This window comes from Enterobacter sp. N5-15 (genome assembly GCF_057221635.1).
Window position 1 is genome coordinate 2,793,998 of sequence record NZ_CM170150.1, and the last position, 15,772, is coordinate 2,809,769.

Genomic DNA, 15,772 nt, shown 5'->3' on the forward strand with positions numbered 1-15,772 from the left:
CTTAGTTTCCTTGCGGCAATCCGTTCAGCTCAGCCTGAGTGTTTTCAGGCGACACCAGCAGAGTAATTTCCACACGGCGGTTACGGGCGCGATTTTCAGGCGTCGTGTTCGGCGCCACCGGGTTAATCTCGCCCCGCCCTTCCGCCTTCACGCGGCCAGGCTGAGAGAGGCTTCCCTGCAGCATTTTCTGTACCGAGCGGGCGCGTTCCAGAGAGAGTTCATAGTTAGAGGCAAAGCGCGCGCTGCGGATCGGCACGTTGTCGCTGTAGCCCACCACCAGAATTTTGCCGCTGACGTTATTCATCGCCTGCGCAATGCGGTTGATGACCGGTTCATAGCGGTCACGCACGACGGTAGAGGCAGAGGCAAACAGCCCGTCGCCCTTCAGGATAACGACGCTGCGGTCCGCTTCGTCTTTCACCGCGACCAGGCCAGCCTCGATTTCAGGCTTCAGGAAGCCGCGCAGGTTCAGCACCGCCGGTAGCTGACGGGCCGGTTGCTGAATAGTGGTTTCCGGCAGCTGGGACTGATAAATCTTCGCCAGCACCGGGCTGGTGTTATCGCCAAGCCGCCAGTTAAGCACGATATAAAACAGGCAGGCGATAAACCCGGCCAGCGCCACGCAGGCCCACAGGGGAACCATCGGCCGCCAGAGCTTGCGCAGCACCGGACGATCTTCCGGATGGGGAGAAAGCGGCGGCGGATAGCTGCCGCGCACGCCGCGGATCATCTGCCACAGCCGCTGCTTGATGGTTTCAAGCTGGGTGCGGCCATTGTCCAGCACCCGATAGCGTCCTTCGAAGCCCAGCAGCAGGCAGTAGTTGATCATCTCCAGCAGCAGAATATGCTCGCGCGGGTTCTGCGACAGGCGCGCCAGCAGCTGGAAGAACTTCTCGCCGCCCCAGGTTTCGTTGTGGAACGTCACCAGCAGACCGTTGCTTGACCAGACGCCGCTGCTGCCCCAGGGGGTGAGCGCGGCGGCCTCATCGAGCGCCGTACACAGGCAGTAACGTGCCCCGACGATCACTTCGTAGGGCAGCCCCGCCTGCTGGCAGCGGACTTCGAAACGGCGAATCTCATCGATCAGACGCTGGCGTAACGCCACCTGATCGTCATGGGAGACCGAATGACGGATCTGCGGAATCGCGTTGAGCAGCGGATTGGCGGCCGCCACCAGCTGATTGTTGCTACTGGCTCCGGTAAACCCGGCATCACTGCCGGTGTCCTGTCGTTCCTGCATATTAAGCGCTCGCTTTATTATTCTGTCGGGCTACGGATGGCCCAAAACTCCATATCCAGCCCCGGGAATTCTCCTGCAAGATGCAGGGCGAATGCGCCGGACTTATCCATCTCGTGCCACAGCTCGCTGCCCTTCTCCAGCTCAAAGTAGCTGTAGCCGGCATGCCACGGGATCTGCGGCGGCGCGACCGGCATGGCGCGCAGCATAATGCCCGGCAGCTGAAGCTGAACCAGATCGCGTATTTTCGAGACCGGCGCGACCTTCATCTGCGCCGGGAAATGGGTTTGCAGGTGTTCGCCTGGCACGTTGGCTTTAACCGCCAGCACGAAGCCGAACTCACGCACCATGCTGGTTTCAGGCACCGTGGCGATGTTCAGGCCGTGAGAGCGTTCGTTAAGCGGCAGCTGAATCGCGTGGTCTTCCATCACCAGCGACAGCCCCTGACGCAGCATCAGCATCAGCTTGCTGAAGCAGTTAGCCAGATCGTCATGATCGTAAATCGGCAGCACGCTTTCGGCGGTACGCTGGGACGTCCAGGTGGCGAGCTCGGTCGCAAACGGCAGCCAGCTGCGCCAGAGCGTTTCCGGATGCAGCAGCGGGAGGGTTTTTAAATGAGATACTTCGCCCAGATGACGGTTAACCAGCGACAGCAGCGTGAACTCAATCAGTTCGGAGGTATTAAAGCGGCCGGGCTGGCGTAAACGACCGCCAATCTGCTGGCTGCGCTGCACCAGCAGACCGTGCAGATCGTTGATCATGCTGTAGATCTGCGGGCTGTTGTTGGCGTTGAGCATCGGCGGGATGTAGCTGTTGTCGAGCCGCACGTGATTGTCGTTACGTTTCTCCGTCACAAACGCCACGCCGATGGCGGTCCATTCTGCCGTGAGGTCTTTTTCCAGCATCAGGGTCAGACGCAGACGACCAAACTGGACGGTGGCATCCCCCACCGACATGGCGTTGTCGTCTTCCACCTCTTGCTCGAAAGCGATGAAGCGCGCCAGCGAGGCCGGCTCTTCGCTAAAAATCACCTCTTCTCTCTCGCCACGACGGACCGGCAGCGCGAGCACCACCTTTTCGTTGGTGAGGTTGTCTGGAATTTTCAGCGGCGCAGGGCCGTTTCGCCCGTTGCGCACCTGGAAAAAGGTGCCGTCCGGCAGCAGGCCGCTGCAGTAGCTCAGGGCAATGCATCCCTGACGAAGCATCGCTTCATCCAGTTCAACGTCAAGAAAGCCCCAGAGATATGACCGCTGTAGCGCACCCCATTCACGAACATGGTTGAGCAGATAACTTTCAGTCCGCTGAAAATGGTGTGGACGCAGGAACATGCCTTCGGTCCAGACGACCTTTTCTGCTTTCGTCATGATGATGTGTTTCCTGTTTTGAAGCGCGTTACTGGCTGATGACCCGAATGCCGTTCACGTCGAGAAAAACGTTGGCCTGAAGTTCATCAGCGGACCATTTCCAGAACTGGTAGATATGATTTTCGCCAGGCACGGGCAGAGGGAGTGAAACGCGCCATTTTTTGCCATCCAGCACCTGATACTCCGCCATGACGCCGATGTAGCGGGCCTCCGGAGAGCTTTGCCCGCTGAGGGTTTTGGACAGCTGTCCCGGCATCAGGAAGAACACGTCGCTGTTCAGCAGATTCGCGCCAAGCGTGGCTGACGCGTTGTTCTGCAGGGAGTAGAAGTCGCTGGACATGAAATCCGCATCGGATTTCAGCAGCAGCACCCGGACCTTAAGCGGCGCAGATTCATTGATTTGTGGATGAGCCTGAAACTGCAGATTGTAGCGGGAGGGGTCGCTGTGTGAAGACGACGTACAACCACTGACCAGGGCGAAAATCACCGCGTAAAAGAATAACCACAGCTTATGAAAATTTTTATTATTCATAAAAATGCGCTCATGAAAGCCGTTTAGTTCAGGATCCAGGTACCGTTAGCGCTGTCTTTGCAGGCTTTGCTGTTGCCATCGACATCGACACAGGTCGCTTTTTTACGCGCCTTTGGACGAATGGCCTGTTTACGCACGGCGGCGTCGTACTGGTCGGCCTTGATCACGGCGCGCATCGGGACGTAACCAATCAGCTGATCGTTACCTTCATCGGCAAGCGCCATCCAGTAGTGTTCAACCTGCCCCAGCACCACGTACGTTTTTCCGGTCTCGAGATTGCGGATAACTTTGCCGCCGAAGTCAGGACGGCTCATCAGGGAGGCTGGATACATGGCACGATACGGCTCGTTAACCGACGTGAATTCCGCCGGCGGCGTAACGGCGTGACGGTGGGTTAAGGTTACGCCGTTGACCTGGCTGGTCTCGATCGTATCGTCGTTGATCACAGGTTTCTGCGGCGCTTTACAGCCCGCCACCGCCATTACAAACAGAAGTGAAAACAGTACGCGCATTTTCATATGCTTTTCCGTAGCGATATTTCGATGATGAAGATAAGGGAGTGAAGTTTGACTTAAGTGCTATTGTTAAAATAGCCAGGATATTTTCGGGGCGTTACTATTTTAAGGGCATAGCTACCGCACGAGCCCTTCAGAATAAGGCCCAGCGTCTTCCTGACATATTTTGACAAACGGTAAACAAGTTTACATGAGCTTCGCATCAATTCAATATTTACCGTTACGTAACTGTTGGTAAATGAAGCAGCCGGTAGATTATAGGATTAATCCTAATAAAAAATCCTACATAGCCTAAATGGCGTTATTTTTTCATCGAAAAACTACATAACACGATGTTTTACAAAATAAAAACACAAAAGAGAACCACTTTCGTTAACGCAATACTGCTATTATCGCCACTACCATAATTAGTAGAATTGGCGTATTGGTGATGTCAGCAGAATATATTGACGATGAATTATTTGTTGCACTAACAGGGTATCTTTAATATTGAATGCACTTTACGCCATGAATGTCCCTATTTCACTTATGCAGCGCGACGTTAATTTCACGGCACAAAATAACTTTATATTTCACGATGTGATAATTACCCTGTCAGGCATAAAATATAACCACCAATCATTAAGCCTGAGTTAACCTTCCCGTCATTGTCACAACCAAAAAATGCACGCAATTCCCCGCCAGCCGCGAGCATTGTCTATTTCTACCGCTCGCAGGCTTCATTCGAAGTTTTATCGGTGCTACATCCTTCCTTACTCACCGCCATCTATCTCGCCTACCGGTCGATAGATAAGATTTATTATTAAAATGCTAAAAATTCGTTATAATTTCTTTAAATATTTACACGTCAGTTCCCATAAATCCCTGTAATAAAAGAATTTAAGATAAAGCATCTTTCCGCACCGCATGCGCATCGCCATCCGGTCGTCATTGCTTTCGCTTATTGTCTATGGGTTCAGACGTGCGTGACCGAACAAATCAGGAGTGGGTATGAATAAGAAAAGACGCTCAGTGCCAGGTATCCGACACTATGACGGTCCTGCCGGAGGCTGGGGGGCATTAAAAGCGACGGCCATCGCGGTACGTACCCAAATGGATACCCTTGATGCCCCCGCCACGCTGCTGCGCACCAACCAGCCTGACGGTTTTGACTGCCCAGGCTGCGCGTGGCCCGATAAAGAACACAAATCGACGTTTCAGTTCTGCGAGAACGGCGCCAAAGCGGTGACCTGGGAAGCGACCAGCAAACGCGTCACCCCCGCGTTTCTGGCCGAAAACAGCGTCTCCTCGCTGCTGGCAAAATCGGACTTTGAACTGGAAGGCTATGGTCGACTGACGCATCCCCTGCGCTATGACCGGGCAAGCGATACCTTCCGGACCGTCGACTGGGACGAGGCGTTTGAACGCATCGGCGAAGTATTGCGCGGGCTCGAACCGGACCAGGTCGAGTTCTATACCTCCGGGCGAGCTTCCAACGAAGCGGCGTATCTGTTCCAGCTGTTCGCTCGCGAATACGGCACCAATAACTTCCCCGACTGCTCGAATATGTGTCACGAGGCCACCAGCGTCGGTTTGCCGCGCTCGATTGGCATCGGGAAAGGCACCGTCTCGCTGGACGACTTCGATAAGACCGAGCTGGTGATCTCCATCGGCCACAACCCCGGCACCAACCATCCGCGAATGATGGGTACGCTCCACGAGCTGGCACGTCGCAACGTGCCGATTATCGTCTTTAACCCGCTGCGCGAACGTGCCCTGGAGCGTTTCGCCGACCCGCAAAGCGTGATTGAAATGGCGACCTACGGCTCCACGGATATCGCCTCGACCTATTTCCAGGTGAAGGCCGGGGGCGATGCCGCCGCGCTGAAAGGCATTGCCAAGCACCTTCTCGAAATGGAGGCCGAACGCGGTGACGTGCTGGATCGCGCATTTATTGCCGAACACACCCAGGGCATTGAGGACTTCGCCGCCGATATCGCGCAAACCCGCTGGGACGAGATCGAGCGCGAGTCTGGCCTGAACCGGGCGGCGCTCGGGAAGGTCGCCGACGCCTATGCGAAATCAAATGCCACCATCATTACCTACGGGATGGGCATTACACAGCACAATAAAGGCACGGCGAACGTCCGCCTGATCGCTGACCTGCTGCTGCTGCGCGGGAATATCGGCAAGCCCGGCGCGGGTATCTGCCCCCTGCGCGGCCATTCAAACGTTCAGGGGAACCGAACCGTCGGGATCAGCGAGAAGCCTACCCCGGCCTTCCTGAACCGTCTGAAGGACGTTTTCGGCTTTGAGCCGCCGTCTCACCACGGACACGATGCGGTGCAGGCCACGCAGGCAATGATCGACGGACGTGCGAAAGCACTCATCTGTCTCGGCGGTAATTTTGCCGTCGCGATGCCCGATCACGAGCGGGGCTTTCCGGCGATGGGTAACCTGGATTTGAGCGTGCACGTCGGCACCAAGCTCAACCGCACCCATCTGCTGGTGGGCAAAGAGACCTTTATCTTTCCGTGTCTCGGCCGCACCGAGCTGGATATCCAGGCCACCGGTCGTCAGTCCATTACCGTCGAAGACTCCATGTCGATGGTGCATGCCTCGTCCGGCAAGCTGAAACCCGCCTCGCCGCTGCTTCGGTCAGAACCCGCTATCGTCGCGGGCATGGCGAAAGCCACCCTGCTGGACACCCGCGTGGGCTGGCTAACGCTGGTTGAGGATTACGACCGGATCCGCGATCTGATTGAGCAGACCATTCCAGGCTTTGAGAACTACAACGCGCGGATCCGCGTTCCCGGCGGCTTCCGTATGCCGCTGCCGCCAACGCAGCGTATCTGGCCAACGGCGACGGGAAAAGCGATGTTCTCGGTGTTCGACGGCGTTCACGAGAACGCCAGCGGTGAAGGCGAGCACGTTCTGCGCCTGATCACGCTGCGCAGCCATGACCAGTACAACACCACCATTTACGCCCTGGACGACCGCTACCGCGGCGTGTTTGGCCGCCGCGACGTGCTGTTTATGAACGAAGACGATATGGCGCAGTCAGGACTGGAACACGGCGACCGCGTGGATATCGAAACCGCCCTCCCCGGCAGCGTTCAGCGTCTGAAAGACATTACCGTGGTGGCGTACAGCATCGCACCGGGCACCGTCGGCGCCTATTACCCGGAGGCCAACGTGCTGGTGCCGCTTGATTATCTGGATAAGGACAGCGGTACGCCGTCGTATAAATCCGTTCCGGTTCGCATCACCCTGCGCTCAAAAGAGATCCGCATGCTGTAAGGCTGCTCGCGCAGAGAATATGATGGATATTAAACAGTTAAAATATTTAATCGCACTCGACGAGACCCGGCACTTTGGTAAAGCGGCCTCGCAGTGCAACGTCACCCAGCCGACCCTCTCCATGCGCATCCGCAGCCTGGAAGAGGAGCTGGGGCTGGTGCTGATTGCGCGCGGGCAGCGCTTTGAAGGGTTTACCCCGGAGGGTGAACGCATCCTCGCGTGGGCCCGCACCCTGCTGGCCGCGCACGACGGGTTACAGGCGGAAGCCGCGCTGTGCAAAGGCCTGGTGGTGGGCGAATTACGTCTGGGGATGGTGCCGCTGGCGAGCGTGGATCCGATGATTTTTATTCGTCATCTGACGCAAAAATACCCGGAGCTGACCTATAGCCTCTATTCCATGTCCTCAGCGCAGATTGCCGACGGCGTCAGCCGCAACCAGCTTGAGCTGGGAATTTGCTACCTCAACAGCATCGACACCAGCCTGTTTGACGTTATCCAGCTGCCAAAAACGAAGATGGGCCTGCTGCACGACGTCCGCCATTTCCAGCTCGGCCAGGCAACGCTGACCTGGCACGATCTGACGGATTTTCCGCTGGGGTTCCTGACCAAAGGGATGCACTACCGGGCGCATATGGAGGCCAGCTTTAAATCTGCCGGCATCGAACCGACGTCCGTTTTCGAGAGCGACTCCACGTTCCAGATCATTCAGGCGGTTCAGAGCGGCGTGTGCTGCGCCGTCATGCCGCTGAACAACGGGCTGGAAGCACTGAACGGCAATTTCAGGATTGTCCCCATCGCCGATGCGAACATTGAGGCTCCCGTCGGCCTGATTATGCGCAGGCAGAAGCCCATCTCCTCGCTGGCGCTGCGCTGCTTTACCGACGCGCAGGAGATTTATCACGCGGTCAATGAGGCGTAGGCTTCGCGCGTCACCTCGCTAAAACCGCCGATCAGCACCGCGTCGCAAATCTCCAGATGTTCCGGTGAACTGACCAGCGCGTGGAGCGCATCGCGAATGGCGTTAAGCGTTTCAGGTGAGGTGTTATGCGAGGTGATCAGCGGCAGTCCCGGCGTCAGCGGGGTACGGTCAATGATCGCCAGCCCCGCAAGCCGTTCCGGCTCATGGCGCTGCAGCAGTGCCCAGGTTACGCAGTCGATGGCCGCGATATCCCCTGCCCCGCGTTTCACATCAATCAGCGACTGGCGATGGCTGCCGCTAAAGGACGTTTGCGCGAAAAACGGACCGTCAGCGGTCAGGGGAGCCACTTTTTTTCGCAGCGCATTGTAGCCGGACTGCGAGTCCGGGGAATTACAGACCGCACGACGTCCGCGAAAATCCGCCAGCGTCAGGTGCCTATCCTCCTCGCGCACCGCCAGAAAGCTGCGGTACTGGATCCCTTCGCAGCCCGGTGCCGCGTAGTGAAAACAGCCGACCACCTGCACGTCCGGGAGCTGCGTGACCAGCGGATAACCGCAGGTCTGGCTGAGGATAAGCGCAGGCTGTTGCCAGTGGGTCAGGAGATCGGACTCCGGCCAGCCGGGGTCGCGATCGACGGACACACCGCGCGCAGCCAGCAGCCCCTTTACCGCCAGCCAGAGGGCGCGGGTGTCGGCGCGATCCACGGCATACATGGGAAACGCCAGCAGGTTACTCATACCCTTCTCCCTGTTGTTTTCCGGGGTGAACGGTGACGTCGACGGGTCTGACCCAGAACTGGCGCAGCCATTCACCATAGCCCCTGACGAGAAAACCGTGGTTTCGCTGCTGGTACGCCTCCCGGTTTTGCTGGTAGATCGCCTTCAGCCCGTACCAGGGAACGCCCGGCAGATCGTGATGGACTGAATGGTAGTTGAGATTCAAAAACAGTACACGCCAGAATAACCCGGCCTCGTTAATAACGGAGCGCGCCAGGGGATCGTCCGCCGCGCGATGTTCGAAAAACGATCGGATCTTGGTCAGCGCCAGCGCCGGATAGCTGACCGCCAGCACGAACCAGACGGGTGAAAAACCGGTATGCGTCATCCAGGCGAAGAGCGCCACCAGCAGCAAAACGTGAACCAGCCACATCGTCATTGCCCGCAGCTGAAGGTGACGAAACGCCGCCGCGGCGCTGCCCAGCGTCTGAAGGATATCCAGCAGCGGCGCCAGCATCAGCCGCCCGGCGAAGGTGTTCCGGGCGCGGATCGCGCGTTTCTGCCACGGCGAAAAGCGCGCCCAGCTCTCGTCGGTAAAATAGTACGACTCCGGGTCATCCACCGGATGGGTCAGGCTATGGTGGCGATGATGGGCAAGATGGGAGTCCCGGTACAGGCCATACGGATACCAGACCGCCAGCGGGAGCGTGCCAAACAGCTGGTTGAGCCAGGCAAAACGCGTGGGGTGTCCGTGGATCAGCTCATGCTGCAGGGACATGAACCAGGCGGTAAACCCGATCAGCAGCAGCGTGGCGGGCAGCAGGCCGAGCGTTTGCCAGAAGGTCAGCGTGGCAAACCAGCCCGCATAAATAGAGACGATCAACAGCCACGTGGGCAGTTCGCTTCGCCATAAAAAACCCGATGCAAGATGGCGGATTTGTTCGCGTTGTTGCGGATGTAAATAGAGGGAGCTTCGTTGACTCATTCCTTCAGACGCCGTTTCGCCAGAGATAATTCTCTGACGATCGGGGATAACGCCTGAAATAACAAAGAACTTAAATCGCTTTGCTTTGCCAGAAACGTGGGGCGTACGCGTCGCTTGACTTATTCTGTGATAAAGGTACTTTTCAGGACATGAAGAAGATCCTGATTATCGTTCCCGACGGCGGCATGCTGTTTGAAGCCGCCGGTATCGCCGACATTCTGATGCAGGCCAACCGGCTGCATCCGGAAGGGCTTTCGCACCCCCGCTACCGGATTATTATCGCCACCACGCAGCCTCACCAGGTGATCCACGGCCAGTCCGGCCTGAATCTGCTGGCGGACTATCGTCTGCCGGAGCTGGATCCGCGTGAACCGCTGGATACCATTATCATTACCGGACGCGGCATGAACGAGCTGGAGAGCACGGCGGTGGTGGACTGGCTGCACCTCGCTGCGCCGCATGCCCGACGGGTCGCCTCTATCTGCGGCGGCGCGATGCTGCTGGCCCAGACCGGCTTGCTGGACGGTCGGCGCGCGACCACCCACTGGCGGCTGCTGGAGACGATGCAAACGCAGTATCCGGCTATCCACGTCGAAGGCGGTCCGCTGTATATTCAGGATGGCCCCATCTGGACCTCCGGCGGCGTGAGCTCCGGGTTCGATCTGACCCTGGCGCTGGTGGAAGACGACTACGGATTTACCCTCGCCCGCGACGTGGCGCAGGATATGGTGATGTATCTGCGCCGTCCCGGCGGCCAGCTGCAGTTCAGCCGTTACAGCCTGCAGCAGCCTGGCGCATCGGGCCCGATAAGCGAACTGCAAGCCTGGATCCTGCAGAACCTCACCGCCGACCTGTGCGTGGAAAATCTGGCCGAGAAAGCGGCGATGAGCCCGCGTAATTTCACCCGCGTGTTTACCCGCGACGCGGGCGTCTCTCCGGCCCGCTACGTGACCGAGGCGCGTCTGGCCGCGGCCCGTCAGCTGCTTGAGCAGACACAGGATCCCCTTGAGCGCGTTGCCGAGCAAAGCGGGTTTGGCACCAGCATTAATTTGCGCCGCATTTTTGAGAAACAGCTTCACCTCACGCCCGGCGAGTACCGCCAGCGATTCCACTGCCGCAAGATGGCGTAATCTGATCCTTTTTTGTCATTTACGCCAACCGGCCCGACGCCTACAGTGACTCCAGACAACAGAGATAAGGAGTACACCATGGTTAAGGTCGGTATTAACGGTTTCGGCCGTATCGGACGTAATTTCCTGCGCGCTGCGCTGGGTAACCCGGATCTGCAGATTGTGGCCATTAACGATCTGACGGACAGTAAAACCCTCGCCCACCTGCTGAAGCATGATTCCCTTCTGGGCAAGCTGCCCGCGCCCGTTGAAGCGGCAGACGGCGCGCTGCAGGTAGACGGGCAGCGGATCGCCGTATTTAGCGAACGCGATCCGGCGAATATCCCATGGCGTGATGTCGGCGCTGACGTGGTGATTGAGGCCACCGGCTTCTTTACCGAGCGGGAAAAAGCGGCGGTGCATATTACCCACGGCGGCGCTAAGCGCGTCATTATTTCCGCTCCCGGGAAGAACGACGACCTGACGATTGTGATGGGGGTGAATCATGAGCAGTACGATCCCGCCCGACACGCTGTGGTGAGTAACGGGAGCTGCACCACGAACGGCCTTGCACCGGCCGCTCAGGTGCTACATCAGCAGTTCGGGATTGAGCATGGCCTGATGAATACCACTCATGCCTACACCAACAGCCAGGCGCTGCACGACCAGCCGGAGAAAGATCTGCGCGGCGCACGCGCGGCGGCGCTGTCGATTGTGCCTTACTCCAGCGGCGCGGCGAAAGCGCTGGGGAAAGTGATCCCCTCTCTTGATGGCAAACTGACCGGGTACTCCCTGCGCGTGCCGGTACCGGTGGTGTCGATTGTGGATTTGACGGTAACGCTGAGCCGGAACGTGACCGCCGACGAGGTGAATAACGCGTTCCGCAATGCTGCCGCCAGCGGGCCCCTGAAAGGCATTCTGGGCTATAGCGATGAGCCGCTGGTCTCCAGCGATTACCAGGGCGACCCACGCTCCTCAATTATCGACGGGCTTTCCACGCTGGTGATTGGCGGGAATATGGTGAAGATCCTGGCGTGGTATGACAACGAGTGGGGCTTCTCTAACCGACTGGTGGATTTGGCGGTGCTGATGGATAAGAAAGGGCTGTAAGCCATACCTTGATGCCGGGTGGCGCTTGCGCTTACCCGGCCTACACATTATGTCATCATTCAGTAATACCTCCCCACGCCTCGCAGAATATATAATTCAAGATAACCTTACGTTTATTCCACGCTTTCCAATTCATCGTATCAATTATAAAAAAGCACCGATTAACTTAAATAATAGGTTGGTGGTTATTCTTTATTTTACTTTTAAAATTGCGAGTGCGATCACTTTATTTAGACGATAACGTAGACCATGATAAACCCTGTAAACAACAGGGACTTATTATGTACTACAGCAAGGAAATTATAGAAAGAATTGGATCCGATAAAGATCTCGCAGTAAGGCTCGATCGTGCCGTCGCGGGGGTAAAGGATGGTGCCATAGAATATTTAAACAATCTTGGTGATGCTACCACGCGATTGCTTTATTATACGTCTTGCTTTACAGACAATTATCAGGATGTCTGTACAAAATTGGGTTCGGAAGATTTGAGGTTCTTAGCAGGAGTCGCCGAACTTGTTAAGCATAGAGATGTAATTTTTAGAATGGTAAGGATTTATATTGAAACGATGCTTCAGAACAAATCCATTATTCAAAGAAAAAACATTCTCGAAAAATTAATACCATTTACAACAAACTATTCAGTAAAGCAAGTATCTAAGAATGGTTTGATTTATGCCGTCACGTCATACATCTGTTATGGTAATAACATGAACGCGGCCGTAAAAAGTGCATTTATGAAAAAGGTTGGTTTGAGCACAGGAGGTGTAATTACCGTATTAAACCTTTACGCTATAGTTCAGCATGCGGCAGACAGCGCAAATACACTTAAAAAATTTCAACCGTTATTTTACCATGCGCTATATGTTGAAAAGCTGGAAATGATGTATTTCCTTATTGAACCGGTGATAATGAAAGCCGGGTATTTTAACTTAAACACTGCATCCGATAGCGAAATTGCTGATGCGCTGAATAGAATGATGCGATAATGTGGCAATCAATAAAAAAAATTTTGATACAATTTTTAAAAAGTTTCTTACAAGACATTATGGATGATTTTTTTTGGTATGGCACTGGAATATTCGCCATCATTCTTGGCGCTGTCGTAGTGAGTTTTATAGAAAACGAAAAAATTGCACTGCGAGTCGTTGGGATTATTGTATTAGTTGTTTACTTCATTGCATTTCGTTACAAAACAAAGGATGAATAAATGTCTACACCAGCACATATATGGTTTACTGACGAAAATAATGCTCCCGTATTAGGCGAGTGTTTAATGCCTACAAGATTGGGCTCTACCGAACTCAAATCGTTTAATCACTCCGTCTGGATCCCCACCAGTTCCAACACGGGAAAACTGACAGGAACGCGCCTTCATGTTCCCATTACCTTTGAAAAAGAAATAGATCGCATCACACCCTATTTATTTCGTGCTGTATGTACAGGCAAAACATTCAAATGTGCATTAATCAAAATGTATAAAATTGATGACGCCGGTATTGAGCGCGAATACTTCAATATCACTCTGGAAAACGTAAAGATAACGAGGATCTCGCCAGTATTGCACCCGCTCGGTATCGCAAGTGCACATATGGAAGAAGTCGAACTTCGCTATGAATCGATTGAATGGAAATATTGCGATGGGAATATCATGTTTAAAGACACCTGGAATGAAAGAGCGGTAGCATAGAACAATGGACGCCCGTTAAGTCCCTCTCCCAAAGGAGAGGGAAAGCACTCACTCTGCTTTTACTTTCACACCCATAAACACAATCACCATCGCCATCACCAGCAGGAAACCGCTTCCCGCGAATACGCCGCTGGCGCCGTTGAGGTCAAATACCGCCCCGCCTCCGGCAGCACCGGCACTGATTGCCAGCTGAATTGAGGCCACCAGCAGCCCTCCTGCACTTTCGGCTTCATCCGGAACGGTGGTAGCAAGCCAGGTTGACCAGCCCACCGGAACCAGACCAAATGCAAAGCCCCACAGCGCAACCAGCAACCCGTCCAGCATAGCCAGATGACCAAACGCCACCATCGTGAGCGCGAGAACGCCCATTGCGAACGGCACCAGCGCCAGCGTCAGGCGCAGATTGCGTGCCAGCAGATGCCCGGCAACGGAGGTGCCGACAAAGTTGGCCAGCCCAAAGCCGAGCAGGATCAGCGAAATGGTCTCAACGCTCGCCTGACCCACCGTTTCCAAGAACGGACGCAGGTAGGTAAAGAAGGCAAAATGGCCGCTGAAGATCAGGATGGTCGCCAGCATGCCGCCGATCATCCCCGGACGACGCAGCACGCGGAACAGCGTACTCAGGCTGCCGCTGCTCTCCGGCTTCATGGACGGCAGTACCCAAAGCTGCCACAGCAGCGCCAGCATGCTCGGCAGGATGCAGAGCACAAAGACGTTGCGCCAGCCGATCAGGCTGCCCAGATAGCTGCCGAGCGGCGCCGCGACCACCGTGGCAATCGATACGCTGGAGAAGATCACTGCCAGCGCCTTAGGCACTTTATCCGCCGGAACCAGACGCATCGTCGTCGCCGTCGACATCGCCCAGAATCCCCCGATGGCTACCCCCAGCAGCAGACGTCCCATCAGCAACACGTGCAGAGTCGGCGCAAAGGCCACCAGCAGGCTGGAGATAATTTGCAGGACCGAGAAAAACATCAGCACCCAGCGGCGGTCGATACTTTTGGTGGCTGGCGTAATCAGCAGCCCGGTCACCAGCGCCACCAGCGCGGTGGCGGTGACGGCCTGCCCGGCCATTCCCTCACTCACGCCCAGGCTCGCGGCCATCGGCGTTAACAGACTGGCGGGCAGAAATTCTGCCGTAATCAACCCAAACACCCCCAGCCCCAGTGAATATACGGCCCGCCAGGCGGGTTTTGCAGGCGCTACCGCCTCGCTCGCCGCGACACATGAATTCATCTGTTTTTCTCCCGTTATAAAAATGTGACAACTGTCGCAAAAGCATAGAAGGTTCACCCTGGACGATCTATGACATATAATCTCCACTTATTGATTATTCGTCCGGAGTTGCGCCATGACCGTACAGTCACCCGATCTGATCAGCGAACTTTTACGCGGCATGCGCCTGTCAGGGGTGAAATACCGGCGGATTGAAGCCAGCTCGCCGTTTGGCGTCGCGTTCCACCACGCCCCCGGCAAAGCGCAGTTTCATTTCGTGAGCCACGGCAGCGCCCTGCTGCGAATGGAGAGCGGTGCGGCCTTTCAGCTGAGCAGCGGCGATGCCCTGTTTATTCCTGGCGGCAATTCCCATGCCCTGCTCTCCGACGAGCGGGCCACCATTACCCCGGTCAGCGACTTTCCCAGCGAGCCTATATGCAGCTCGGTCTGCGCCATAACCTGCGAGCCCTGCCCGGAAAGCGAGAACACCATCATCTTTAGCGGGTGCATGGATTTTGAGCTGGGCGGGATGCAGCCGCTAATTAAGGCGATGCCGGAAGTGATGATGGTCAGCCGGCTGATGTCCACCTGGCCGGAGATCCACCCGCTGCTGGTGGCGATGGAGCGGGAATCCGTGGCGCGTCAGGCCGGGTACGCCGGGATCCTCGCGCGCCTGGCCGACGTGGTGGCGGCGTTAATCGTGCGCGGCTGGGTTGAAGGCGGCTGTGGTAAAGCCACCGGCTGGGTGCAGGTTCTGCGCGACCCGCGCCTGAGCCGGGCCATTTACGCTATGCACCAGCAGCCCGGCCTGAACTGGAGCGTGGCGGATCTGGCAAAAGAAGCGGGCACCTCCCGTTCCGTGTTCGCCGAACGGTTTCTGGCCGCAACGGGAACCACCCCGGCAAAATATCTCAGCGAGCTGAGGATGCGGCTGGCCATCCAGTACATTCGCCACGAAAATCAGCCGATTGAAACCGTCGCGCTGCGGCTGGGGTACGGCTCTCTGGCGGCATTTAGCCGGGCGTTTAAGCGGATTATCGGGCATGCGCCCGGCACGCTGCGGGAAGCCAGCCAGACGCCGGAAGAGGTTTGACTGGCCAGCAA

The 15,772-nt window shown here is 56.3% G+C and carries 15 protein-coding genes; 8 read left to right on the top strand and 7 right to left on the bottom strand.

Features of this window, described 5'->3' with window-relative positions:
- Nucleotide 1: 1 nt before the first annotated feature.
- Genes AC2TE5_RS13275 through AC2TE5_RS13290 form a run of 4 tightly spaced genes read right to left on the bottom strand, consistent with a single transcriptional unit; the run spans nucleotide 2 to nucleotide 3,651 of the window.
- A complete protein-coding gene (locus AC2TE5_RS13275; protein WP_023336032.1) occupies nucleotides 2-1,240 on the bottom strand; it encodes a DotU family type VI secretion system protein in 1,239 nt (412 codons plus the stop codon).
- Between the two features lie 17 nt (nucleotides 1,241-1,257).
- On the bottom strand, nucleotides 1,258-2,601 hold the full coding sequence (tssK, locus tag AC2TE5_RS13280; RefSeq protein WP_024909829.1) for a type VI secretion system baseplate subunit TssK: 1,344 nt from the start codon (nucleotides 2,599-2,601) through the stop codon (nucleotides 1,258-1,260).
- A gap of 28 nt (nucleotides 2,602-2,629) precedes the next feature.
- Complete coding sequence (tssJ, locus tag AC2TE5_RS13285) at nucleotides 2,630-3,133, bottom strand: type VI secretion system lipoprotein TssJ (RefSeq protein ID WP_047652274.1); 504 nt, start codon at nucleotides 3,131-3,133, stop codon at nucleotides 2,630-2,632.
- Nucleotides 3,134-3,156: 23 nt separating this feature from the next.
- A complete protein-coding gene (locus AC2TE5_RS13290) occupies nucleotides 3,157-3,651 on the bottom strand; it encodes an SH3 domain-containing protein (protein ID WP_213327824.1) in 495 nt (164 codons plus the stop codon).
- Between the two features lie 987 nt (nucleotides 3,652-4,638).
- Between AC2TE5_RS13290 and AC2TE5_RS13295 the strand changes: the two genes are divergently transcribed.
- Together AC2TE5_RS13295 and AC2TE5_RS13300 are read left to right on the top strand one after the other, a co-directional pair.
- Complete coding sequence (locus AC2TE5_RS13295) at nucleotides 4,639-6,927, top strand: FdhF/YdeP family oxidoreductase (protein WP_484611796.1); 2,289 nt, start codon at nucleotides 4,639-4,641, stop codon at nucleotides 6,925-6,927.
- 22 nt (nucleotides 6,928-6,949) lie between these two features.
- Nucleotides 6,950-7,846 (top strand): LysR family transcriptional regulator, encoded by an 897-nt coding sequence (locus AC2TE5_RS13300; RefSeq protein WP_484613341.1) that lies wholly within the window; start codon nucleotides 6,950-6,952, stop codon nucleotides 7,844-7,846.
- Here AC2TE5_RS13300 and AC2TE5_RS13305 read toward each other — a convergent pair.
- Both AC2TE5_RS13305 and AC2TE5_RS13310 read right to left on the bottom strand, forming a co-directional pair.
- On the bottom strand, nucleotides 7,825-8,583 hold the full coding sequence (locus AC2TE5_RS13305) for a phosphate/phosphite/phosphonate ABC transporter substrate-binding protein (RefSeq protein WP_213327826.1): 759 nt from the start codon (nucleotides 8,581-8,583) through the stop codon (nucleotides 7,825-7,827). The genes AC2TE5_RS13300 and AC2TE5_RS13305 overlap by 22 nt on opposite strands.
- A complete protein-coding gene (locus AC2TE5_RS13310) occupies nucleotides 8,576-9,547 on the bottom strand; it encodes a fatty acid desaturase (protein ID WP_484611797.1) in 972 nt (323 codons plus the stop codon). The genes AC2TE5_RS13305 and AC2TE5_RS13310 overlap by 8 nt, the downstream gene beginning before the upstream one ends.
- Nucleotides 9,548-9,696: 149 nt before the next feature.
- Between AC2TE5_RS13310 and AC2TE5_RS13315 the strand changes: the two genes are divergently transcribed.
- The 5 genes from AC2TE5_RS13315 to AC2TE5_RS13335 all read left to right on the top strand — a co-directional run bounded on the left by AC2TE5_RS13315 (nucleotide 9,697) and on the right by AC2TE5_RS13335 (nucleotide 13,453).
- Entirely contained in the window at nucleotides 9,697-10,677 is a 981-nt protein-coding gene (locus AC2TE5_RS13315; RefSeq protein WP_213327828.1) for a GlxA family transcriptional regulator, read from the top strand.
- A gap of 78 nt (nucleotides 10,678-10,755) precedes the next feature.
- Complete coding sequence (gap, locus tag AC2TE5_RS13320) at nucleotides 10,756-11,766, top strand: type I glyceraldehyde-3-phosphate dehydrogenase (RefSeq protein WP_063143848.1); 1,011 nt, start codon at nucleotides 10,756-10,758, stop codon at nucleotides 11,764-11,766.
- Between the two features lie 281 nt (nucleotides 11,767-12,047).
- On the top strand, nucleotides 12,048-12,752 hold the full coding sequence (locus tag AC2TE5_RS13325) for a hypothetical protein (RefSeq protein ID WP_484611798.1): 705 nt from the start codon (nucleotides 12,048-12,050) through the stop codon (nucleotides 12,750-12,752).
- Entirely contained in the window at nucleotides 12,752-12,973 is a 222-nt protein-coding gene (locus AC2TE5_RS13330; RefSeq protein WP_484611799.1) for a hypothetical protein, read from the top strand. Before AC2TE5_RS13325 ends, AC2TE5_RS13330 begins: the two co-directional genes overlap by 1 nt.
- The gene (locus AC2TE5_RS13335; RefSeq protein ID WP_484611800.1) at nucleotides 12,974-13,453 is read left to right on the top strand and encodes an Hcp family type VI secretion system effector; all 480 of its coding nucleotides are present in this window, start codon (nucleotides 12,974-12,976) and stop codon (nucleotides 13,451-13,453) included.
- Nucleotides 13,454-13,501: 48 nt separating this feature from the next.
- Here the strand turns inward: AC2TE5_RS13335 and AC2TE5_RS13340 are convergent, their stop codons facing one another.
- Nucleotides 13,502-14,689: an MFS transporter gene (locus AC2TE5_RS13340; protein ID WP_484611801.1), complete on the bottom strand. Its 1,188-nt coding sequence runs from the start codon at nucleotides 14,687-14,689 to the stop codon at nucleotides 13,502-13,504.
- Between the two features lie 115 nt (nucleotides 14,690-14,804).
- Between AC2TE5_RS13340 and AC2TE5_RS13345 the strand changes: the two genes are divergently transcribed.
- A complete protein-coding gene (locus AC2TE5_RS13345) occupies nucleotides 14,805-15,761 on the top strand; it encodes an AraC family transcriptional regulator (RefSeq protein ID WP_484611802.1) in 957 nt (318 codons plus the stop codon).
- Nucleotides 15,762-15,772 lie beyond the last annotated feature (11 nt).

Coding starts and splice junctions, on each gene's coding strand:
- AC2TE5_RS13315 (WP_213327828.1), top strand. CDS start 9,697: ATGAAGAAGATCCTGATTATCGTTCCCGACGGCGGCATGCTGTTTGAA.
- AC2TE5_RS13345 (WP_484611802.1), top strand. CDS start 14,805: ATGACCGTACAGTCACCCGATCTGATCAGCGAACTTTTACGCGGCATG.
- AC2TE5_RS13300 (WP_484613341.1), top strand. CDS start 6,950: ATGGATATTAAACAGTTAAAATATTTAATCGCACTCGACGAGACCCGG.
- AC2TE5_RS13330 (WP_484611799.1), top strand. CDS start 12,752: ATGTGGCAATCAATAAAAAAAATTTTGATACAATTTTTAAAAAGTTTC.
- AC2TE5_RS13290 (WP_213327824.1), bottom strand. CDS start 3,651: ATGAAAATGCGCGTACTGTTTTCACTTCTGTTTGTAATGGCGGTGGCG.
- AC2TE5_RS13275 (WP_023336032.1), bottom strand. CDS start 1,240: ATGCAGGAACGACAGGACACCGGCAGTGATGCCGGGTTTACCGGAGCC.
- tssJ (WP_047652274.1), bottom strand. CDS start 3,133: ATGAATAATAAAAATTTTCATAAGCTGTGGTTATTCTTTTACGCGGTG.
- AC2TE5_RS13295 (WP_484611796.1), top strand. CDS start 4,639: ATGAATAAGAAAAGACGCTCAGTGCCAGGTATCCGACACTATGACGGT.
- gap (WP_063143848.1), top strand. CDS start 10,756: ATGGTTAAGGTCGGTATTAACGGTTTCGGCCGTATCGGACGTAATTTC.
- AC2TE5_RS13340 (WP_484611801.1), bottom strand. CDS start 14,689: ATGAATTCATGTGTCGCGGCGAGCGAGGCGGTAGCGCCTGCAAAACCC.
- AC2TE5_RS13310 (WP_484611797.1), bottom strand. CDS start 9,547: ATGAGTCAACGAAGCTCCCTCTATTTACATCCGCAACAACGCGAACAA.
- AC2TE5_RS13335 (WP_484611800.1), top strand. CDS start 12,974: ATGTCTACACCAGCACATATATGGTTTACTGACGAAAATAATGCTCCC.
- tssK (WP_024909829.1), bottom strand. CDS start 2,601: ATGACGAAAGCAGAAAAGGTCGTCTGGACCGAAGGCATGTTCCTGCGT.
- AC2TE5_RS13325 (WP_484611798.1), top strand. CDS start 12,048: ATGTACTACAGCAAGGAAATTATAGAAAGAATTGGATCCGATAAAGAT.
- AC2TE5_RS13305 (WP_213327826.1), bottom strand. CDS start 8,583: ATGAGTAACCTGCTGGCGTTTCCCATGTATGCCGTGGATCGCGCCGAC.